The organism is Acetobacter okinawensis JCM 25146, assembly GCF_000613865.1.
Lineage (GTDB): Bacteria > Pseudomonadota > Alphaproteobacteria > Acetobacterales > Acetobacteraceae > Acetobacter > Acetobacter okinawensis.
The window spans coordinates 23,271-43,739 of record NZ_BAJU01000022.1 but is presented as its reverse complement, the minus strand read 5'-3'; the positions used below and the strand labels follow the sequence as shown (position 1 = coordinate 43,739).

21 protein-coding genes, 1 tRNA gene and 4 pseudogenes are annotated in these 20,469 nt (G+C 58.8%); 9 read left to right on the top strand and 17 right to left on the bottom strand.

Translation table 11 applies throughout. The features are described from left to right. Window positions 1-268: pseudogene (locus JCM25146_RS10025) on the bottom strand (exonuclease domain-containing protein); the annotation flags it as partial. Window positions 269-350: 82 nt separating this feature from the next. Here JCM25146_RS10025 and JCM25146_RS10020 point away from each other — a divergent pair. After that, complete coding sequence (locus tag JCM25146_RS10020) at window positions 351-683, top strand: hypothetical protein (protein WP_025827714.1); 333 nt, start codon at window positions 351-353, stop codon at window positions 681-683. 417 nt (window positions 684-1,100) lie between these two features. On the opposite strand, the gene JCM25146_RS10015 is transcribed toward JCM25146_RS10020, so the two are convergent. The 8 genes from JCM25146_RS10015 to JCM25146_RS18645 all read right to left on the bottom strand — a co-directional run bounded on the left by JCM25146_RS10015 (window position 1,101) and on the right by JCM25146_RS18645 (window position 6,739). Continuing rightward, entirely contained in the window at window positions 1,101-2,696 is a 1,596-nt protein-coding gene (locus JCM25146_RS10015) for a tyrosine-type recombinase/integrase (RefSeq protein ID WP_025827713.1), read from the bottom strand. A gap of 63 nt (window positions 2,697-2,759) precedes the next feature. Beyond that, a tRNA-Leu gene (locus JCM25146_RS10010) sits at window positions 2,760-2,845 on the bottom strand. A gap of 29 nt (window positions 2,846-2,874) precedes the next feature. Beyond that, window positions 2,875-3,627, bottom strand: coding sequence for a M48 family metallopeptidase (locus tag JCM25146_RS18655; RefSeq protein ID WP_242401046.1), 753 nt, complete (start codon window positions 3,625-3,627; stop codon window positions 2,875-2,877). After that, window positions 3,584-4,057 carry a YcgN family cysteine cluster protein gene (locus JCM25146_RS10000; RefSeq protein WP_025827711.1) on the bottom strand — a complete coding sequence of 158 codons (474 nt, stop codon included), beginning with the start codon at window positions 4,055-4,057 and terminating at the stop codon, window positions 3,584-3,586. The genes JCM25146_RS18655 and JCM25146_RS10000 overlap by 44 nt, the downstream gene beginning before the upstream one ends. Beyond that, complete coding sequence (locus tag JCM25146_RS22055; RefSeq protein ID WP_148299040.1) at window positions 4,054-4,476, bottom strand: hypothetical protein; 423 nt, start codon at window positions 4,474-4,476, stop codon at window positions 4,054-4,056. Before JCM25146_RS22055 ends, JCM25146_RS10000 begins: the two co-directional genes overlap by 4 nt. A 67-nt stretch (window positions 4,477-4,543) precedes the next feature. Then, a complete protein-coding gene (locus JCM25146_RS18650; RefSeq protein ID WP_051544191.1) occupies window positions 4,544-5,521 on the bottom strand; it encodes an extracellular solute-binding protein in 978 nt (325 codons plus the stop codon). Between the two features lie 92 nt (window positions 5,522-5,613). Then, entirely contained in the window at window positions 5,614-6,075 is a 462-nt protein-coding gene (locus JCM25146_RS23840; protein WP_242401045.1) for a TOBE domain-containing protein, read from the bottom strand. Further along, window positions 5,999-6,739, bottom strand: a complete 741-nt coding sequence (locus JCM25146_RS18645) for an ATP-binding cassette domain-containing protein (protein ID WP_242401044.1) — start codon at window positions 6,737-6,739, stop codon at window positions 5,999-6,001. The genes JCM25146_RS23840 and JCM25146_RS18645 overlap by 77 nt, the downstream gene beginning before the upstream one ends. Before the next feature lie 73 nt (window positions 6,740-6,812). Between JCM25146_RS18645 and JCM25146_RS09985 the strand changes: the two genes are divergently transcribed. The 6 genes and pseudogenes from JCM25146_RS09985 to JCM25146_RS09960 all read left to right on the top strand — a co-directional run bounded on the left by JCM25146_RS09985 (window position 6,813) and on the right by JCM25146_RS09960 (window position 10,904). Beyond that, window positions 6,813-7,115, top strand: a complete 303-nt coding sequence (locus JCM25146_RS09985; protein WP_025827710.1) for a hypothetical protein — start codon at window positions 6,813-6,815, stop codon at window positions 7,113-7,115. 40 nt (window positions 7,116-7,155) lie between these two features. Beyond that, window positions 7,156-7,581, top strand: a complete 426-nt coding sequence (locus tag JCM25146_RS09980) for a phage holin family protein (RefSeq protein ID WP_025827708.1) — start codon at window positions 7,156-7,158, stop codon at window positions 7,579-7,581. A gap of 134 nt (window positions 7,582-7,715) precedes the next feature. Beyond that, window positions 7,716-8,213, top strand: a complete 498-nt coding sequence (locus tag JCM25146_RS09975) for a MarR family winged helix-turn-helix transcriptional regulator (protein WP_025827707.1) — start codon at window positions 7,716-7,718, stop codon at window positions 8,211-8,213. 22 nt (window positions 8,214-8,235) lie between these two features. After that, on the top strand, window positions 8,236-8,430 hold the full coding sequence (locus JCM25146_RS09970) for a DUF1656 domain-containing protein (RefSeq protein ID WP_025827705.1): 195 nt from the start codon (window positions 8,236-8,238) through the stop codon (window positions 8,428-8,430). A 26-nt stretch (window positions 8,431-8,456) separates the two neighbouring features. Beyond that, window positions 8,457-9,367 (top strand): annotated as a pseudogene (locus JCM25146_RS18640) (biotin/lipoyl-binding protein). 22 nt (window positions 9,368-9,389) lie between these two features. Further along, complete coding sequence (locus tag JCM25146_RS09960; protein WP_025827703.1) at window positions 9,390-10,904, top strand: efflux transporter outer membrane subunit; 1,515 nt, start codon at window positions 9,390-9,392, stop codon at window positions 10,902-10,904. A 74-nt stretch (window positions 10,905-10,978) separates the two neighbouring features. Here the strand turns inward: JCM25146_RS09960 and JCM25146_RS18635 are convergent. The 6 genes and pseudogenes from JCM25146_RS18635 to hpnA form a co-directional block, all read right to left on the bottom strand. Continuing rightward, a pseudogene (locus JCM25146_RS18635) lies at window positions 10,979-11,703 on the bottom strand (phosphorylase family protein). 41 nt (window positions 11,704-11,744) lie between these two features. Continuing rightward, the gene (gene hpnE / locus JCM25146_RS09950; RefSeq protein ID WP_025827702.1) at window positions 11,745-13,043 is read right to left on the bottom strand and encodes a hydroxysqualene dehydroxylase HpnE; all 1,299 of its coding nucleotides are present in this window, start codon (window positions 13,041-13,043) and stop codon (window positions 11,745-11,747) included. 19 nt (window positions 13,044-13,062) lie between these two features. Further along, window positions 13,063-13,941 carry a presqualene diphosphate synthase HpnD gene (gene hpnD / locus JCM25146_RS09945; RefSeq protein ID WP_025827700.1) on the bottom strand — a complete coding sequence of 293 codons (879 nt, stop codon included), beginning with the start codon at window positions 13,939-13,941 and terminating at the stop codon, window positions 13,063-13,065. Between the two features lie 96 nt (window positions 13,942-14,037). Beyond that, complete coding sequence (gene hpnC / locus JCM25146_RS09940) at window positions 14,038-14,898, bottom strand: squalene synthase HpnC (RefSeq protein WP_025827699.1); 861 nt, start codon at window positions 14,896-14,898, stop codon at window positions 14,038-14,040. Between the two features lie 108 nt (window positions 14,899-15,006). Continuing rightward, entirely contained in the window at window positions 15,007-16,221 is a 1,215-nt protein-coding gene (locus tag JCM25146_RS09935; protein ID WP_025827697.1) for a glycosyltransferase, read from the bottom strand. Window positions 16,222-16,239: 18 nt separating this feature from the next. After that, entirely contained in the window at window positions 16,240-17,235 is a 996-nt protein-coding gene (gene hpnA, locus JCM25146_RS09930; RefSeq protein ID WP_025827695.1) for a hopanoid-associated sugar epimerase, read from the bottom strand. A gap of 216 nt (window positions 17,236-17,451) precedes the next feature. Here hpnA and JCM25146_RS09925 point away from each other — a divergent pair, with 216 nt between their 5' ends. Both JCM25146_RS09925 and JCM25146_RS18630 read left to right on the top strand, forming a co-directional pair. Continuing rightward, window positions 17,452-18,522 carry a lysylphosphatidylglycerol synthase domain-containing protein gene (locus JCM25146_RS09925; protein WP_025827693.1) on the top strand — a complete coding sequence of 357 codons (1,071 nt, stop codon included), beginning with the start codon at window positions 17,452-17,454 and terminating at the stop codon, window positions 18,520-18,522. Window positions 18,523-18,525: 3 nt separating this feature from the next. Further along, window positions 18,526-19,423, top strand: a pseudogene (locus JCM25146_RS18630) (prephenate dehydrogenase/arogenate dehydrogenase family protein). Between the two features lie 6 nt (window positions 19,424-19,429). On the opposite strand, the gene JCM25146_RS22905 reads toward JCM25146_RS18630, so the two are convergent. Then, window positions 19,430-20,194, bottom strand: coding sequence for a hypothetical protein (locus JCM25146_RS22905; RefSeq protein ID WP_025827691.1), 765 nt, complete (start codon window positions 20,192-20,194; stop codon window positions 19,430-19,432). A 3-nt stretch (window positions 20,195-20,197) separates the two neighbouring features. Further along, a complete protein-coding gene (gene ykgO, locus JCM25146_RS09910; protein ID WP_003625637.1) occupies window positions 20,198-20,323 on the bottom strand; it encodes a type B 50S ribosomal protein L36 in 126 nt (41 codons plus the stop codon). Window positions 20,324-20,469 lie beyond the last annotated feature (146 nt).

Genomic DNA, 20,469 nt, shown 5'->3' with positions numbered 1-20,469 from the left:
GGGAAGGCTCTCTCAGGCGATTGAAAGCCGGTAAGGTGCCGAGAATATGCCCATCCAGCGTATAAACAAAGGGCACCATTCCGAATTCGATGATCTCATGACAGGCAGGGTCAAGGCCGGTGGTTTCAAGATCAAGAAAAAGGCCAACGCGGGTCTGATCACGCGGCACCTGTGTCTCAAGTGGAAGGGGCGCGATACGACGTAAAACCCGGTAAGCACCCGTTGCTTCCAAGGTGCGTGCCTGATCTTCCAGCGAAGTGTGTTGCATAGAAGCGCTCCCTTAAAGCCTGATGTGATAAACAGGAGGTAATCCGTTACAGGCAGTGACAGCATTAGAAGGAGGAAGTCTCATGCGCAAAGCCGGTTTTATGGTGATGACAGCCCTTGGCCTTTTAGGGCCGGTTAGTGGTTTTGCCCAGTCATCGGGGGACTGGCTGCCGCAGTCGGGTGTGAAATCCCCCTATAGTCCTTTGGCGCTTCCCACGACGTTGAAACCACTTGCGCTGTCTTTGACCGAGTTATTGAACAAGGGTTTCAAGGTCATAAGCACGACGGACTATTCGGGGCAAGGGGTTCTTTTAACAGTAGAGGGGCGTAAGCAAACTGTGTTGTGTGTGTTAACCGCCCCCAATCCCCAGACAGATCAGAACGTGCCGACTTCACGCTGTTGGGCTTTGAATTAAGAGACTGATTTAACGTCATAAATTGATTGGGAAGAGGTGTCCGGTTGGGCGACAGCGCATCTTTTTGCAGACACTGTGAGGGGCGTTTTATGCGACCATTGGTCGCCCAGGTTTCCTCTCAAAGCGACCAATGGTCGCATTTGAGAGTTTGGCCATGCGACCAATGGTCGTTGATGAAGCGAGGATGACGCGACCGTTGGTCGCCTAGGTTTCCTCTCAAAGCGACCAATGGTCGCACTTGAGAGTTTGGCCATGCGACCAATGGTCGTTGATGAAGGGAGGGTGATGCGACCGTTGGTCGCCTAGGTTTCCTTCCAAAGCGACCAATGGTCGCATGACGAGAGGGTTTTGGTGACAAGAAACAGCACCAGTGCCCTTCAATCCTGCCCCTAAAACCAGCGCAGGCCGGCTCGGTGTTCACCAGTTTGCAATGTCATCGGGATAGGTAATGGCCTCCACAACCCGCTGAAGGTTTTGCAGATAAATAGCCGATGTGTATTTGGTCGTGCCCTGACTTTTATGGGTGGCTTCATGGCCTAACAGGTCATCAATCCAAAGCTCTCGAATGTGACTGTCCTGATTTCTGAGCACGGTTGAAACCAGATGGCGGAAGGAGTGAAAGGTGACCTGCGTTGGCAGGTTCAGGCGCCGTTTATGTTTGGAAAAGATCAATTCAAAATTGGCGCCCCGCACCCCGAAATTGGAGATAGGCAGTTCACTGAAGAAATAGGGGCCGGCGTTTCTGAATTCCTCAAGGATACCTTTTTCCAGCAGTTTGCTGTGAATGGGCACGATACGGGTGCCAGCCGATGTCTTGGGAGACCATTCCCGAATTTTGCCGTCGATCTCAACCGTATGGGGCCGGATGTGGAAACAGGGAATACCGTTCAGGACTTCGATATCCTCATTCCTCAGATTGCAGATCTCGCCCAGACGCATGCCGGTATACAGAGCAATGCGCACAATGCCCCGATAGGTGCGTTCTGGGAAAACCCGGCCTAGCCATTTTGACGTCAGGAGTGTTCTCAGTTCGTCTTCTGACCAGGCCCGGCGATTGGTCTTTTGTGTTAAATCGAAAGACCAGTTGGCCCAGGGGTTTTTGGGAGCGAGATCTCGCAGGACCAGTTCGCTCCAGATCGCAGACATGCGCGAGAAATGGTTTTTGACGGTCTTGCCGGAGACGAGTTCTGCTCCATTTTCCTCAGCTTCTCTGGCAGCGTCCCGAAGGGGGAGGGTGACCTTACCTTTGCCATGGGTGGTCGGCAGGCCAGAGAGAAGGTCGTAAAATTCTCCAACCACGTCGCCAGTGATCTGGTGAACCGGGATATCTCCGAATGCTTCGGTGAAGAGGGCCACGGTCTTGCCGGTTCCTTTGATGGTGCCAGCACTTTTGGATGGTACTGAGAAGACAAATTTGTCCGCCGCCGCCGACAGTTTCATGCTGCGCGGTTGTTTGGACGAGGATTTCTGCCCATCGGGTTTATCTTCATTGTGAGGCAGGCTGGTCTGGATCAGGCTACAGAGCGTGGTGATCTGGTTTTGTAAGCCCTGTTTTTCGGTGACAGCCCAGACTTCCCGTTTTTCGAGGGTGTGCCTGAGTTGTCCCAGTCCCTTCAGAAGGCCTTCCATGTGAGGCAGGACCGTATTGAGGAAGGTTGATTGCTTGGTGACCAGATCGGCTTTTTCAATGAGATGCTGGGCGCGCTCGGCTTCGAGCACTTTTGCGGCACTCTCTTCCTGCGCTTTCAGAGCGGCCTCGTAGCTGTCAATCAAGTCGCGATAGAGGGCCAGAAGGTCGTCTTTGGTGGGGTGTTGCATCTTGCCTGCTCTGAAAAGCTGTCCCGTCCTGGCATACAGGGCGGCTGCACGTTCACGGGCGACCAGCTTATCAGAGGTATGGAGGACAAGGGAAATCTCGGTCTTGCCCAACAGGGGACGGAGCAGTGCCGGGACAATGCGGCGGAAGTGATAACGAGGCTGTCCTGTGCGTCGGGACGGGATGGCGCGGAGCATGAAGTTTTCCCATTATGGGAAAATTTCCTCTCGGACAAAATACCTCTGTTTTTCAACAGTTTGTGGTGCGAACTGCGGGACTCGAACCCGCACGCCCATTCGGGCTGGAGATTTTAAGTCTCCTGCGTCTACCATTCCGCCAAGTTCGCGTGTGGTTTGCACTGTCAGGGGGTGCTCCTTAGCATGGTTCAGTCGTCGTGCAAACGGGGTGTTTATCTGGCGTGCAGCAGGAGGGGGCCTTTCTGGCGCAGCATGTTTCTGCCTGTTGTTTAAACGGTGTGATTTTGGCGACCTGTTGCCAGAAAAGTGGACCATGATTCATATGTTTGAGGTGGCTAAGTTCATGGGCGATCAGGTAATGGCGTACTATATCTGGCGCCATGATAACGCGCCAGGACAGCATGATACGGCCGGAACTAGAACAACTTCCCCAACGGCTGGATGTGTCACGAATATCTACGCGTGATGGATGTAGGTCCGTACTTTGGGCCATTGCCTGCACTTCCTGCCTGAGAGCTGTTGTGGCGTGGGAACGTAAAAAATCGGCAACGCGTCTATTGATGAATGCACGATCTCCGCTGACCATAAGGTATTGGGCTTCCAGCCATGCTCCGCCCTGTTGTTTGGGGGCATGCATGATACGGTAGGGTTTGCCCTGTATGGGAATGATGTTGTTATCTGAAAAAGAGGGGGGTTTTTCAAGTTTTTGCAGGCGTTCATTGATCCATGCATGGTTTGCCTGCACAAACGCCAGTGCCTGTTCCGACCTGCACCCTATCGGTACAGTTACAATCAGTGTGTGCTCATACGGTGCAATGCGCAGGGAAAGACGCTTGGCACGTATGGATTGTTTCCATACGACCTGCACCACTCCCTGTGCGGCAACATTAATTTCCTTCGGTAGGTTTTGCGTGTTCGGCAGGCCAGTCAACAACGTAATCCTCCAGTGCTCCCGCGCGTCTTTCACTTATGCAGCGCCCTGCGGCGGATGCGCCGGAGGTGATGACTGTCTGGGGGCTGCCCGTTATCAAGGGGTGCCAGGGCGGCAGGTCATCTCCGTCTGATAGTCGTTTGTAAGCACAATCTGGTGGTAGCCAGTCGAGTTCGGGAATCATGGTGGGTGTTAAGGTCACGCAGTCCTGCACTTTTCGGTGGCGTTTTGGGTAGTCCGTGCACTGGCAGGTTTTGACATCCAGAAGTCTGCACGCAACTGATGTGTAATACAGTTCGTCCGTTTCATCATCACGGAGTTTATGCAGGCAGCACCGTCCACATCCATCGCACAGGGATTCCCATTGTGCGTTGGTCATGTCTTTAAGGGGCGTGGTTTTCCAAAAAGGGAGAGGGGGGTGTGATGTCATTGTACAATGCTGAATAAAGTTGCGAGAGATAACGTCAGAACCAAAGGTTTTTTTAACAGTGGCCACCAGAAAAAATATAGTCGCGCCAGCTTGTTGGCCCCCAGTTCCTGCGCTGTTGCGATCCAGCTGCGCTGTAATGTTCTGATTGGCAGGGATAACGGGAGCAGGAGTAGGGGGGATAGTAAAAACCCTTGCAGGATCGGGGTAGTTGTCGCGTGTACAAATGCTGGTAACGCCATGCATATCCCGGTGCAGGGGAGCAGGAGTGCCAGAGTGAGTGTGTACAGGTGCTGTTCGGTCCGCAAAGCAAACACTGAAAGTACAAAGGCTGCTGTGACCAATAAACTGGTTGCAAGCATGACAATACCACAAACCAACGCTGTATAAGCGGATGCGCCGAGTGCAAGATATGGGATCATGTGCGCCGCATCCACTGTTGGAAGCGTTCGTTCAGTGCACCCAGATTATTTTCCCAGAATGTGTCATCTATGGTGATGGCGGGGGGGATGTGACCAAGGCCGGGGGTAAGGGCGTTGAGCTCAGCATGGATGGGAGCGAGGGCCATGCATTGGCAAAAGCCTGTTGCTGTGCGGCCTGCTCCAGCCAGGAGACAAAAGCAAGGGCTGCGGGGTTGGCGGCTGCACTTGCCAGCACGCCCCAGCCGTATTGTACAACAAAGCGCTGTTGCCAGTACAGGCCAAAACGCTGGCGGATAGCGTCTGCTGTGCCCAGAATTTCTCCGGTAGGGACGCAGCCCATAAGCGCTCCGCCGGAGGTCAGTATCTGCCCAGCCTCTCCCGGTGTGGACCACCACGCAATATAAGGTCGCAATTGTTCCAGTTTGAGAAAAGCACGATTAACACCTTCGGTCGTGCCCAGCGCGCGGTAGAGCGCATTTGCCGGCACGCCATCGGCCAGCAAGGCGATTTCCAGCGTCAAGCGGGGGTCGCGTCGTAGGCTTCTGCGGCCGGGGTGGCGGGCCACATCCCAGAAGTCAGACCAGCTTGGGGCGGTTTCGAACCGTGCCTTGTCCCACGCCATGGCGTAATCAATGGAAGCAGATGGCAGGCCGCAGTTGCTGGACGATGTGTCTGTCTGATGGCGGGACAGGAGCTTGAGCGCGCAGCCAATGCGCAGGCTGCTGTTTTCCATCATTGCGGCAGCCGGGTGTTGGTGAGCTGGATTTGTGAGGTGTTGCAGGTCCGGGAGTTCTCCGTTCCAGCCGCGTGGCACTATGCTTTGGTGGGTCAGGTGTTCGTAGGGTTTAAACAGGATTTTGCTCTGGGTCTGGGCAATGCTGCCTGTAAAGGTCAGAATGTGCAGGCTTTTGTCTGCTCTCGTCTGTTTGCGCGTGTGGCCTGCCATAGCTGTGCCCGGTAGCAGACCCCCAAGGCCTGCCAGCAGGATACCACGGCGCGATAACGTGCGGCGGCACGCAGCCTGCCCCTGTTCCTGGGAGGACATGACCTGCCTGCGGGGTATGCTCAGGAAAGAGGGAGAGAACAGGGTAAACCTCACGCGTCGTCGTCGTTAATTATGGACACAATGCCACCAGCCTAAAGCGAGCCGGTTTTTTTATCCATCGGAAAGGCTGTTGCATTCCGCGTTTGCCATGCAAGCAGGGCCGGGCGTCCTGCTTTCAGTTCCCTCGGGTTATGCACGGGGGGGCGGTTAAGGCTGACTTCCGTGCCGTCGCACAAGCGCATCCGCATGACAATGCTGTGGCCCAGATGATGGGCGGAGACCAGTGTGCATATCAGGTCGCCTGCTTCGGCGCTGTTATCAGCCGCACCCGCGCGTGGGAAGAGGACTGAAAGGCGGTCGGGCAGAATGCAGATGCTTGCCAGATCATGCTCGGCCAGATCGGCATCGGCCATGGCTTCCACCGTTTCGCCGGATGGCAGGCGCAGTTCGGCAACATCGTCGTCAATCCGCAGGACCTTACCGGTCAGGATGTTGGCGTCCCCCAGAGCCAGCGCCACGCCGGGGGTGGCGGGGCGGTTGAGCAGTAGGGGCATCCGCCAGTTGCAGCAGGGTTCCGTTATCCAGCACACCAATGGTGGAGGCCGCGATAAACGCCTCGGTACGGTCGCGGGTCAGGAACAGGGATGTCAGGCCAATGGCCTGCCGGAGTCGTTCCAGAAACATCATCGAGCGTCTGACAGCCTGCGTGGGTAGGCCGTCCATGGGCTGGTTGAGCATCAGCAGGTCGGGGGATGTGACCAGCGCACGCGCCAGTGCAGCCCGAAACCTCTGTTCTGCCGAAAGGGTGTTGGGGGAGAGATTACGTACTGCGTCCAGCCCGGTCAGGGCCAGTACCTCGTCGCGCCTGCGGCCTATTTCTGCCTTGGGGAGCTGGCCTGTGGCCCGGAGAGGGAAGAGAATGTTGTCGGTAACACTCAGTTGCGGGAACAGTGGCGCATGCACACCCATGGTGGCGATCTTGCGTGCACCCTGGGGCATATGCCCCACCTCCACCCCATGTATGCGTATTTGCCCTGACGTGTGCGTGCGCCCGGCCAGTGCTTCGGTCAGGGCGGTCAGGTCTGCTGTGTCGGAGCCGATTCCCAGCAGGGCAATGCAGTTACCTGCGTTCAGGCGCAGGGTCAGGGGGGATGCTTCGGGCAGGACCGCCAAATCCGTGAGCGCCAAAGCCGGGGGTGAGCCATGCGCGGGCGGCATGCAACTATGTCCTTTTTTGTGGGTTAAAGAAGGTGTTGTCATTTAAAACGATAAAGTCAACGAGGTTTGTTTCATGTCATCAGATAAAATCAAGGACGTTAAGCTTGCCGGAGAAGCCGCAGCAGATACCGCGCGGGAAGAACTGGAGGCAGTCAAGGCACATATTGAACGCCTTGTTACACAACATATTGTGCCAGCGCTGGGCCGCGCTGGGGGCAAGGCAGGTGATCTGACGGAACAGGCGGTTGCCAATGCGCGCGAACTGGCCGATCATACGCGCAACGATCTTGCAAAGCGTACAGGCAGTCACACGTCCTGGTTGTCCATTGCCATTTCCGGCGTGGTAGGGTTTATCATCGGGCGCATGTCTCGCTGACGCTTTGCGCGTCATCTGAACGAAGGTAGCTCCAGAGCCCATGCGCATCTTTGATCTTGGTAAATCCGCCCTATCTGCCCAGTCCTCCCTGATGCAGCAGATGGCCATCCGTTACGGTCGTCAGGCCGCATTTTTGATTATGGCTGCGGTGTTTGGCCTTTTTGCCCTGATTACGGGGCATGGGTTACTCTGGATTCTTCTTGTATTTGTTGGCCACTTCGGGCCGGTTGGTGCGTCCTTTACCGTTTTCGGGCTGGATGTGCTGGCGGCTCTGGTGTGCATTATGTTTGGTCGTCGCTCCTACCTGACAACGGATGAGGTCGAAGCCCGGATCATGCGTGACCGCTGCATGACCCAGATGCGCGACTCCGTCACCATGGCTGCGGTGACCGCTACGGTTGCTACCGCTGTAGGGCGTGGCGGCTCGCGCAAGCTGTGGGATATTGTGCGCGGTAAAAAGGACTGAATCTGTCCAGTCTAGGTTAAGCCATAGGTTCCATTCCAAATTTGCATTGGCGCGCTGGATTGTTTCTGTAAATGATGGCGTCAGTCTTTTGTGAGCGTGCAAATTTTTTGCATGCTCGCTAGTGTGAGCAGTGAATGGAACTAGAGCATAATCCTGTTGTGGACAACGAAACCAGACGGTCCTTCGGCTACCGTCTGGCTCGGCTTGCGTCCATGTGGCGGCGGGAAATAGATGCCGACCTCCGGGCATTCGGCCTGACAGACGCCACGTGGCGTCCCATTTACTATCTCCATCTTTCATCTTCCTCCATGCGCCAGACTGATCTGGCCCGCTCCCTCTCGCTCGAAGCGCCATCACTGGTCCGGCTTCTGGATGTGCTGGAGAAGCGCGGCTATGTCGTGCGCGAAACGGATGAGGAAGACCGACGTTCCAAGCTTGTCAGCATTACGTCTCAAGGTCGGCATGTGGCTGATCTGGTCTGCCGGGTGGCGGATCAGGTCACTGCACGGCTGATGGCGGGTGTGTCCGACCCGGAGCTGGAAGAATGCTGTGGTGTTCTCGACCGTGTGGAGCAGGCAGCGCTTGCCCACAGGGAGAATGCTACGGATGCACAAAAGAGGGACGCACGGTAATGCTGGTGTCCAGGGCGGTGTCATGCTGACGGAATTCAATCTTTTCGGTGTCTTTATGGCACCTATTGTCGTGTATGCGCTGGCGGCACTTCCCCTTACCATGTGTATCCGCTTTGCGTTGTGGTGGAGCGGCCTGTTGGGCTGGTTCTGGCATATCGCACTGTTTGAAGTTTCGCTCTACGTCTGCATTCTCTGTCTGCTGATCCTCTACGTCTGACCTGAAAAGGCTTTTGAGTCTCTGCAATGCCCCTTCTGCGCACCCTGATACGAGTTGTTCTGACCCTTGCGGTCGTCTCTCTTGCGATTGTTCTGGGGATTACTCTCTGGAACGTCTACATGATCGCCCCCTGGACCCGCGACGGCGCGTGCGTGTTTACGTGGTCGATGTGGCCCCCGAAGTGTCCGGCACTGTGGTGCAGATCCCGGTGGTGGATAACCAGTTCGTGCACAAGGGGGACCCGCTCTTTGTGCTGGACCCGGTTCGCTTCCGTCTGGCTATCCGCGAGGCACAGGCCCGTCTGGACGGCGCTCTGGAGGATTTGAAGCTCAAACGCAATGATGCCAAGCGCCGTATGGGACTGGGTGGCATTGTGTCGGCCGAAGAGCAGGAAGTGTTCAACTCCAATGTGGCAACCCAGATTGCTGCGGTGGATGCAGCCCGCGCGGCGCTGGATGTGGCCAAGCTGAACCTACAGCGTTCGGTTCTGTACTCTCCCGTCAATGGTTATGTGACCAACCTTAACCTGCGGGTGGGGGATTACGCCGCAGCCAGTCAGGCCCGCATGGCGGTGATCGATGCCGACTCCTACTGGGTTTACGGGTATTTTGAAGAAACCAAGATGTGGGGCGTGCACGTGGGGGATGTCGCACGTGTCAAGCTGATGGGGTACAAACCCATTCTGGCAGGGCATGTTGTCAGCATTGCGCGCGGGATTAACGATACCAACGGTACGCCCGACAAGCTGGGGCTGCAGGATGTCAATCCGATCTTTACGTGGGTGCGTCTGGCCCAGCGTATTCCTGTGCGTATCCATCTGGACCATGTGCCTGACAGTGTGACACTGGCCGCAGGTATGACCGCCACGGTCAGTGTCGGGCCGGAACCAACAGGGCGCAGGGGTAAATTGACTACCTGGCTGCAAGATCATCTCTGAGCGTGGGCCAAGGATGAAAAGCATGAAGGCTCGCCGCCGCTTTGGGTTATGTGCCGCAACCGGCATGCTGCTCTCCGCCTGTACTGTTGGGCCAAATTACCAGCCTGACCGTATGAAGCTGCCAGCCCAGTTCAAGGAGGCGGCAGAAGAACACGTTGCCACCCCTGAAGAGATTGAGCGCACAAACAAGGAAATGGTCGAGTGGTGGTCTCTGTTCAGGGACCCCATGCTCTCCCAGCTTGTGCAGGACGCCATCAAGGGGAACTATGACCTGCAGATTGCGGGGCAGCGTATTCTGGCCGAACGTGCCATGCGCGACCGTTCCGCCGCGCAGTGGTATCCGCAGATGGATGCCAACATGGGCGGGGGGGATGTCCGCTATTCCCTGAATATTGATAACTGGCCGATCCGTCCGGGTAACCCGCAGAACAGGCCCGAAGCCTCCATGCTGACCTATGGTGCCACTGCATCGTGGGAGCTCGACATGTTCGGGCGGATCCGTCGGGATGTGGAAGCGCGCGAACACGCAGTTGAAGCCACGATTGAGGCCCGCCGCGCAGTTCTTATGGGTCTTCTGTCCGAGCTGGCATCGGACTACATGCTGCTGCGTGTGACCCAGTTGCAGATCCAGATTGCAACGGACAACATCCGGGTTGCCAAGGACGCGGTGGACCTGACCAACAAGCTGTATCTGGAGGGTGTGGGCAACACCTTGCAGATTGCACAGGCTCAGGCTGAACTGGATGCACAGATTGCGGCACGTGAGCCGCTTAAAACCCGTGTTTCTCAGGTAACACACGCGATTGCAGTTCTGCTGGGCAAAATGCCCGGCGAGCTGGAAGATCAGCTCAAGCAGCCGCGTGCGCTCCCTACAGTGCCTGAATTCCCTGCAGTTCTGCCATCCGTGGTGATTGCCAACCGTCCGGATGTGCGGATGGCCGAGCGGCGTTACGCAGTTGCCACGGCCCAGATTGGCGTATCGGTTGCCAACCTGTACCCGCATTTTGTGGTGCCGTTGACATTCAACCCCAATGCTTCGGCCATGTATCAGGCGTTTCAGGTCAACGCCATGAGCTGGCAGTTCCTGCTTATGGCCAGCCTGCCGCTGATGCATGGTGGCAAAATGACGTCCGAAGTCCGGGCCGCACAGGCCTCCGCGGAAGCATCGCGCCTGACATACCGCCAGACAGTGCTGACTGCGTTCAAGGAAGTCGAAGACGCGATGGCCGCATGGCATGATGATATTGAATATGCCGAGCAGTTGCACAAAGCGGCGGAAGACAGTGCAACAGCCAGCGAGCGGGCGCGCAAGCTGTACGGGGCAGGTCTGGTTGGCTTTCTGGAAGTGCTGACAACCGAACGCACGACCCTGAACGCGCAGAACACGGAGGCACTGGCCCGTCTGGAACGCCTGCGTGATGCGGTTAATCTTTACACGGCGCTGGGGGCGGGCTGGAAAGGTGTAGCCCTGACCAACTCCACCCTGCCTGTTTCTCTTGAAACGCAGAATATTCTGGCAAGGGCCTTCTCGCAGTAACACGCGGGGAGCGGGTCTGGGGCCATATACCCGTCCGGCATGTCTGTCGGGCGGGTTTTTTTATACCCTGACGATCAACCGCGCGCGTTGCCGGCTGCAAACTGCCTGAATGCCGGGCGCTCTGCCTGTGTGTGCAAAAAGTGCAGCATGGCCTTGCGTGCCAGCCCGGCATCTCGCCCCAGATTGATCAGCCCGCTTATCTGCGATGGGTGGCGGAGCAAGGAGCGGAGGAGCAGGCCAATTTTAAGCCTCCATCGGGGGAGAGCACGCAGGCCGTAACCGGGGGGAGGGAGCGCGTTGCCGGGTCGCAGATAACACGCAGCACGGCAAAAGGTAGACCAGCTTCCTGCGCAGCCTGCGCCAGAAAGCCACTTTCCATATCCAGTGCGGCACAGTGTGTGTCGGCAAACAGCGTGGCTTTGTGCTGTGCCTCAAGGACCACATCATCATGGTGCAGCAAAGGGCTATTGATAACGCCTTGCTGGTCCGCTCCCAGAATATGGCGCAGGGTCGCATCACACGACCATGTGTTGCTCCATGCTTTGACCGCGCCGGGAATAACAATGCTCCCCGGTGGCAGGGCCGGGTCCAGCCCTGCGGCCAGCCCGAACGATAGCAGGCAGTCTGCCCCGCATGCGGCCAGCCGGTTGGCCTCGCGCTGGGCACCTGTCCGTGTAGCGCCACTTGCCGCAATGGCTGCATGGGGGAAAACACTGCGGATGAGCTGTGCTTCGGCCTTGAGCCCGACCAGAATACCGGGGCGTAAGGGGGCTGGATGTGTGGTGGATGTTTGTGTCATGGATCAGCCCCCGGCGTGGTGGAGAGTGTGGTGCCCCGTGCTCAGCCCGGGGTTTTAAGGCCCAGTGCCTGTACGGCCCGCAGGCCCGAGCGCATGGCCCCTTCCAGCGTGGCGGGCAGGCCGGTGTTCGTCCAGTCGCCCGCCAGCGCCAGATTGACAAGCGGTGTCGCAGGTCCGGGTCTGCGGCGGTTCTGCTCTGGGGTGGCGGCAAAGGTTGCGCGCTTTTCCCATACAATACGCTGCGCATCTGGTGTTTGCGGCAGGGGTTGTTCGAGCACTGCATCGCAGGCACTGCGCAGCTCGGTCCAGATTGTGCGGGCCAGTTCCTCATGGTCGTGGCTTGCGTAGCGGTTGGCCGCGCTGACTGTGACGGACAGAATATTCCCGCGCAAAAATACCCACTCTGTTACGCCGCCGATTACGCCCATAAACCCGCAGCGGGCAAAACTGCCAACGGGGCGTGGTGCATCCTTCAGGCGGAAATGCAGGTTGAGAATGCTCTCAAACGCGTTGGGGGTTACCAGCCCGGCCATATGCGGGGCCAGCAGTGTTTCGGCTACCGGGGCGGTGGTCGCCACAATGACGTGATCCTGTTCGGACAGAGCAATGCTGTCCTGGGCCGTGTGCAGGGCGCTGACCCGGCCTTTTGTGACATCCAGCCCGGTAATGCGGGTTTGTGTGCGGACTTCGGCGTTCATGCTGCCCAGATAGGTTATGGCCGGGTCCACAAGGGATTCGGACAGACCATCCCGCGCAAACCATGGCACACAGGCATGCCCGCCCAGAGAGAGGGATTCGCGCACCACGGCACCCAGTAGTGCGGCACTTCCCGTATCGCTCAGGGTATTCAGCGCGGAAATGGAAAAAGGTTCCAGCAACCTACGGGTAAAAGCACCGGGGAGCAGGCAGTCGGCTACGGTGGTTTTGGCGTCCGCACGGATCAGGCGGTACAGGCTCTGCAACTCGGGCAGGCGCATGTCCGGCACGCGGCGGTGGGGCTGAAAAACCCACAGGGGGAGCCGCCCACGGGACAGGTCAAGCGTCCAGCGGGCATCCTCGGCCAGATCTACGAATGGAAAAATCGGCTCTTCCGGCCCGCTGAGTGTGTCCAGCGCTCCTGTTATGCCCAGATAACGGAAAACCGTGCTGTTGGCGGACAGCAGCAGGTGGTTGCCGTTATCTATCCTGCAGTCAAGGTGCCGGTCATGGTAGGAGCGTGCTCGCCCACCACAGTTACGCCCGGCTTCATGCACGATAACGCGCGTACCTGTACCCGCTACGTCAACAGCAGCGGCAAGGCCTGCCATGCCGCCGCCAATAATATGCAGAATACCAGACATACCGTGTTTTGCCGTTTCTTCAGGAGACGTAGGACAGGGCAAACCACTTGGCTTTGCCAAGCAGGGTGGTCTGGGGGCGTGCGCGCAGCACGGCGGCACCCCAGCCACGTTTGCACAGGGCCTTGAGAATGGACTCGTAGCTTGCCCCCATAATGCGTGCGGGCAGCATGGAGCGGGGCTGGCAGACCTTCATGGTGGCAAAAGCCGTGCGGAAGTGGTCCTGCGCACGAGCAGCCATAACGCGGGCGACCTGTTCCAGACCGGGTGCGTACAGGGCCTGCACCGGGTCCTTGGGTACGTCAAAGCGTTCCAGCAGGTCGGCGGGCAGGTAGAGCCGCCCGCGGGCGGCATCTTCGGGGATGTCACGCAGGATGTTGGTAATCTGCAGGGCGCGGCCCAAGTGGTAGGCTACGCGATCGCCATTGTCCGAACTATCGCCAAAAATGCGCACGGACAGGCGGCCAACGGCAGAGGCTACGCGGTCACAGTAAAGGTCCAGCGTTTTTTCATCTGGGGCGACAATGGCGGTCTGTGTGTCCATCAGCATGCCGTCGATGACGGCATCAAAATCCACCTGTTGGAGGGAGAAGAAGTTGATGGCAGCCAGCAGCACCCGGTCCAGTGCCTCTACGGGGGGGAAGGCCCGCTCCGCGTAAAGCTCGGCAATACGCTGGTGCCAGTCTTCCAGCCCTTTGGTGCGTTCGGCCAGCGGGGTATTGCCATCGGCAATATCGTCCACAACACGGCAGAAGGCATAAATGGCGTACATGCCATAGCGCCGCATGGGGGGCAGGATACGCATGCCAGCGGCAAAGGAGGTACCAGCCTGTTTGACGGTGCTTTCCACCCAGGCAAGATCAGCAGGATCGCATCCGAGCGGGGTCGGTTTATCGTGCATCTGGATGTTTACGGCTGTCACGCGCTTGTCACCTGTTTATCGTCAAGATTGAAAAGAACGGGTCTCTTTTTACAGAACTTTCACCATTCGGGAAGGTCATGCCCATGCCCGCAGGGCCGCAATGGCTGCATGCATGGCGTCTGTCCGGCGCAGGGCCACGCGCCCTGCCAGAGGGTCCTCGCGGCGCAGGCGCTGTGTCAGGCGGTGGGCAAGGGCCACAATGGCCGCACATTCCATACGGAAACGCCGATCCTTGATATGGGCTGGCAGCGCGCTGGCCTGCTGGTTGAGGTCGTCCACCCCGTCGAGCAGGGTGTTAAAGACCCGGCGCATGGCGGGGCAGGTCCGCCCTGCCAGCAGGTCCTGTGCAGACGTGCCTGCCTGCTGCATCAACTCGGAGGGCATGTAGCAGCGGTTCAGGCGCTCAAGGTCCTTGGCGCAGTCCTGCAGGTGGTTCAGAATTTGCAAGGAGGTGCATAATGCGTCTGACGGGCCAAAGGCTGCCGGGTTCTCCCCATGCAGGCAGATCAGGTAACGCCCCACCGGGTTGGCGGAATATTTGCAGTATTCCAGCAGGTCGTCCCACGTATGGTAATCATGCCCGCGTGAGTCATTGCGAAAGGCGACCAGCAGGTCTGTTGCCGTCTCGAACGGGACATGGGTCTGCAAAAGGGATGCCCGCAGGCGTGCAGCACTCAGGGCATCGGCCCGGTTGATGGCGCTGCGCTGGCCAAGGAGCACCTCCTCCATGGCATCAAGCCGAGTAATCTTGTCCTGCGGGGGCAGGCTCTCGCAGTCTGCAATGTCGTCTATGACGCGGGCATAGTCATAATAGGCATGCACATGCGGGCGCAGTTTGCGGCTGAGTAGCAGGGAGCCTACGGGAAAATTCTCGTCAGACGCACCCTTGCCGGATGAAACGTCAGCTTGTCCCCAGATGCGTGTATCGTCAGTCATGCCGTGCCGTGTTCCAATAAAGGGTGCCTAAAGGCCGCTTGGTGTTTACATGACCCCGCCAGCCGTGCCTATCCCTTAATCCGGAAGGGGAGGGATGGCACAAATCCTTCACCTGCCGGGTGCGCGTATTTTCTGCGCCGTATCGGTGGGGGAGGTGTGGTCGCTGTCGGGGGTGGTTCCGGTATAGGCCCGGTTCTTCCACACAACACCGCGCCCACGGTGGTGGTTAAGTGCGGAGCCTATGGTGGCAGCAGTGTAAAACACTGCGATGAGCGGCAATGCCAACGCCCAGAGTAAGGAGAGCCGGAAGCGTCGGAGTGTTGGCACAAAGGATACCGTGGCGGCAAGCCAGACCCCGGCGCCAATCCACCGGGCGCTACCATGTGCGCAGAGTGCAAGCATGGCCGGTGCAATCCAGACCACCAGCATGGCCACAACGGTCAGAACAAGCAGAATGGGGGAGAACCCGAGCTGCACGTAAGCCGTGCGCGCAATCATGCGCCAGATATCGGCGGCAGATGGGTAAGGGCGAATGGAACGTGCCAGGCAGGAGTGGCCAAGGTAGAGTTGTCCTCCTGCCTGTTTGACGTGGGCTGCCAGAGTGCAGTCATCAATCAGGGCACCCTTCAGAGCCTCAATCCCGCCAATCTGGCGGAGCATGTCACGCCGGAGCAAAATGGTGCCTCCGGCGGCTCCGGCTGTTTTGTCTTTGGGGTTGTTGACCTTGGCAAAGGGGTAGAGCAGCGTAAAAAAGAAAACAAAAGCAGGGACCAGCGCACGTTCGGCCAGTGTTGCGCACTGGAGTTCCACCATTTCGGAAACCATGTGCAGTCGCTCGGCCTGCGCCTTGGCAACAAGGGTGGAAATATGGGCCGGAGCGTGAATGATGTCCGCATCGGTCAGGAACAGGTAGCCACTGCCCTGTGGGGTTTGTCGTTCTGCCTCATGCACCCCTTGGGCAACAGCCCATAGCTTGCCGCTCCAGCCTGCCTCCGGGGTTGCGCCATCCAGTACGTGCAGTCGCCCCTGCGGGTCGGGCAGGGCTCTGGCCAATGCGCCTGTGCCATCCGTGCTGCGGTCGTTGACCACAATAACGCGCAGTGCCCCCGGGTAGTCCTGCTGCAAAAGGGAGCCTACGGCCCCGGCAATGGATTCCGCCTCGTCACGTGCGGGAACGATGACTGTAACCTCAGGGGCAATATCCGCCGCAGCCTGCGCCATGCTGAGTGGCTGGAGAATGGGCCCTGCCTGCCAGAAATACCCGTGGCAGAAGAGCAGACCCACCCAGACAAGGGCGCACAGAATGGCCAGAGCAAGCAGCATGGCGGACTGTGCCTTCCCTTATTTGAGCATGCCGTTGTTGCGGAACCACGTAATGGCATCCCCTACCGCCTGCTGTGCCGGGCGTGGCGCGTAGCCCAGTTCGTCCATGGCTTTTGCGGATGAGAAAAACATTTTCTTGCGGGACATGGCGAGCATCTCCCGTGTGACACGGGGCGAAAAGCCAAAGGCGCGGGACATCCACTCGGACACAACAGCTACCGGCCAGATGACTTCCTGCGGCAGGCTGATCTTGGGTGGGGGGACATGCGCGATCTGTGACACCATGGCAAACAGGTCACGCAGCAGATAGTTCTCTCCGCCCAGAATGTATTTTTCGCCAATTCTGCCGCGTTCAAGGGCCAGCGCATGGCCTTCTGCCACATCATCTACATGCACGATGTTTACGCCCGTATCCACATAGGCGGGCATGCGTCCTGCGGCGCAGTCCAGAATCATCTGTCCTGTGGGGGTGGGTTTGATGTCGCGCGGGCCCACGGGAGTGGAGGGGTTTACAATCACCGCAGGCAGTTGCTGCTCACGCACAAGACGCAGGACTTCCTGCTCCGCGCGGTATTTGGAGCGTTTGTAAATGCCAATAACGGCATGTTCCTCTACGGGCGTGTTCTCGTCCGCTATGGAGCCGTCCCCGATCAGCCCAAGGGCGGCCACGGACGAGCAATAGACAATCCGCTCCACTCCGGCCTTCTGGGCGGCCAGCATCAGCAGACGGGTGCCCTCGACGTTGGCGGTCATCATGGGGGCGGGATCGGGCACCCACAGCCGGTAGTCGGCGGCAACATGGAAGACGTAGCGGCACCCTTCCACAGCACGCGCAAATGTGTCCGGGCGGGAAAGATCCCCCTCCACCAGCTCGGCGGGAATGTCGGCAATGTTTCTACGGTCGCTGCCTTCTCGCACCATCAGGCGCAGGGAATGGCCACGTTCGAGCAGTGTACGAGCCACGGCGGAACCGACAAAACCAGTTGCGCCGGTTACGAGCGTATGAGCAGTCATGGAGGGTGCGCTCCCGGTAGAGGGCTGAAAAAAAAACAGGTGTTGGGCTTTGATCCCGAACGGCTGGTCTGTTTCTTTATCCTGACACCCGAGGTGGCGCCAGACCCCGTGGTAGTGTAAGGGGGCGGAACATTCACACATGCGCCCGGTCGGGTTTGCGCCACATCCATGGGGGTGGCGGAGCCAGTGGCGTAACAGGCGGACAGAGCTGAGGCCTTGAAGAAGCTTACGGTTTTTCTCACTTTTCTTGGGCTCGTGGTCGTTACGGCGGCAATGGCGTGGAGCGGTTTCGATTCCGTTTTGCGCGCTGTTATGCGCATTGGTCTGGGCGGCTTTCTGCTTATGGTATGCTGCCAGCTGGCCGTGGATGGCGTGCTGGGCATGGCATGGCATGCCGCGTTCCCTGAAATTGGATATGTGCGTCTGCTGCTTGCCCGCATGGTGCGTGACGCGGCGGCGACCTGCCTGCCGTTCTCCCAGGTCGGGGGGATTGTCATTGGTATTCGTGCCACGTGCTCGGGCCATGGCATGCACCGTGCATCCGACCGCGAAGTGGAGCTGCCCGAAGCGGCCTGCGCCAACCTTGTAGACATTACAACAGAGGTCATGGGGCAGGTGGCATTTGTGCTGCTTGGTGTGGCCTGCCTTGTGGCGCACCAGCGCACCAGCCCGTTTGTGGTGCCGGTGGTAGGGGGCACACTGTTCCTGATCGCAGGGACGGCAGGCTTTATCTGGACACAGACGCATGGGGGCAACCTGTTCCGCAAGTTTGGCGGCATGTTTACCCGCAGCCTTGCATCACAATGGCGGGACAGCATTCTGGCAGGTGCAGATAATCTGCAGGAGCGCATGGAGGCAGCTTGGAGCCGCCCATGGCATATCTGCCGTTCGGCCTCCTACCACCTGCTTGGCTGGCTGGGGGGCGCTGGCATGCTCTGGCTGACCGCGCGTTTTCTGGGGGCGCACCTGACCTTCTCCGGCGCTGTGGCGGTGGAAGGGGTGACCTGCGCCATTATGTCGGTCGGGTTTCTGGTCCCCGGTAGTCTGGGTGTGCAGGAAGGGGCCTATATGGCCATGGGCCATGCGTTTGGTATTGACCCTTCCCTGTCCCTCGGGATTTCGCTGCTGCGCCGTGGGCGGGAAATTATGATTGGTATTCCCGTGCTGCTGCTCTGGCAGTTCATGGAAATGCGGGGCCTGCGCCAGAGTGCGTCTGCCGAGCCTGCCCCGAGCAACGGCGAGGGTATGGGGTATTCCCCCTCTTCCAACGTGGTGAAGGATAGCTGAGCGGTGGCAGATACAGACTCTGGCGTCGTGTTTGATACGCTTGTTGTTGTGGGGCCGGGGCTGATTGGCTCCTCCGTGCTCCGTCGCGCCAAAGAGTATGGCACACTGGCCCGCAGATTGGTCGCGGTGGATAACAGTGCAGCCGTGTGCGCGCGGGTTATGGAGCTCGGTCTGGCGGATGAGGCCACGACCGATGGTGTGGCTGCTGTAGCACAGGCCGACTGTGTTATGCTCTGCGTGCCGGTGGGGGCCATGGGTGCCGTTGCAGCCCAGCTTGTGCCAGCCATGAAGCCCGGTGCCGTGCTGACCGATGTCGGCTCCACCAAGGTTTCCGTGACCGAGGCCATAGCCCCCAGTCTGCGGGCGGATGTGCCCTATGTGCCTGCCCACCCCATGGCGGGAACCGAATTTTCCGGTCCGGATGCAGCTGGTGGACCTGTTTGAAAACCGCTGGTGCCTGCTGACCCCGCTGGAGGCCACAACGCCGCAGGCGCTACAGCAGATTCGCACGTTATGGACACGTTGTGGCGCTCGCCTGCGGGAGATGAGCCCCGCCCACCATGACCGCGTGTGCGCCATTGTCAGCCATCTGCCACACCTGCTGGCCTTTACCATCTGCGGTACGGCCGATGATCTGGCGGAGGAAACACGCTCGGAGGTGTTGGACCTCGCGGCTTCGGGGTTCCGTGATTTTACGCGTATTGCCGCCTCCGACCCCGTGATGTGGCGTGACATCTTTCTGGCCAACCGCGAGGCGCTCTTGGAAATGCTGGGGCGTTTTATGGAAGACGCACAGGCCATGGCCCGCGCCATCCGTTGGGGGGATGCGGAGTATATTGTCGATAAAATTGAACGCGGGCGTGAGATTCGTAAAAGCCTGATTGAAAACCGGCAGGCCTGAACCCGCTCAGGTCGGCTGACCAAAGGCCTTGAGACGGAGGGAATCGAGCCGCTTGCCGCTCTTGTCCAGCATGGGGTTAAGGGCTGTCGCCTTTTGCCACGCCTTGAGTGCGGCCTGACCATCGTTCAGGTGTTCTTCCACACTGGCTAGCAGGCTCCAGCTTTGCGCGTCCTCTGCATCGCGCGCCAGTGCCTCCCCAAGGTCCGCTACAGCCCCGCGCAGATTGCCCGCTACAAGGCGCATCTGGGCCCGCGTGCGCCACAGGACGGCCTGATCGGGTTGCAGGGCCAGAGCATCGCCAACATCTTCTACCGCATCGTCCGGCTTTTCTGCCGCGAGGTCTTTTTCCGCCCGGCGGAGCAGGAGCTGTGTGGTGGGGGAAAGATGCGCGGCCCGCAGTGCCTCCAGCCTGCTTTGCAGGGTATGGGCGTCATCAGGAGTCTGGGCTTGGGCCAACAGCTTGACCAGCATGGCAATCTGTACCGCTGTGGTGCCAGTGCCAGTGCCAGTGCCAGTGCCAGTGCCAGTGCCAGTGCCAGTGCCAGTGCCAGTGCCAGTGCCAGTGCCAGTGTGGATGGCAGGAGGAGCCGGTGCGGTAGTGGGGGCAGGTGGCGCAGCCGCCAGCGCGTCTTCCCAAATCAGGGGTAGAGCCGTGCTCAGCAGTGCAACAGACAGGCTATAAAACAGAAACCCGTTCCTTCGGTATCCGAGGGAACGGGTTTTGTGCATGATAGTCATGATAAGCTTGCCCGCAAGGGCGCGGCCAACCATCAATTAGCCCTGACGGGCCTTCATGCGGGGGTTCTTTTTGTTGATAACGTAAACCCGGCCACGACGACGCACCACACGGCAGTCTTTGTCGCGCACCTTGGCTGACTTCAGGCTATTTCTGATTTTCATGGCCCGTATTCTCCGCCGATGCTGCTCAATGCATGAATAAGTTGGCTCGGCACATACCGGCCCCGTGCGTCTGAGTCAATATTGCCCGCATTTATCGCGCGTTTTTCTTGCGGATTTTACGTTTTTGGGGCCTGCCAGTGGGCCAG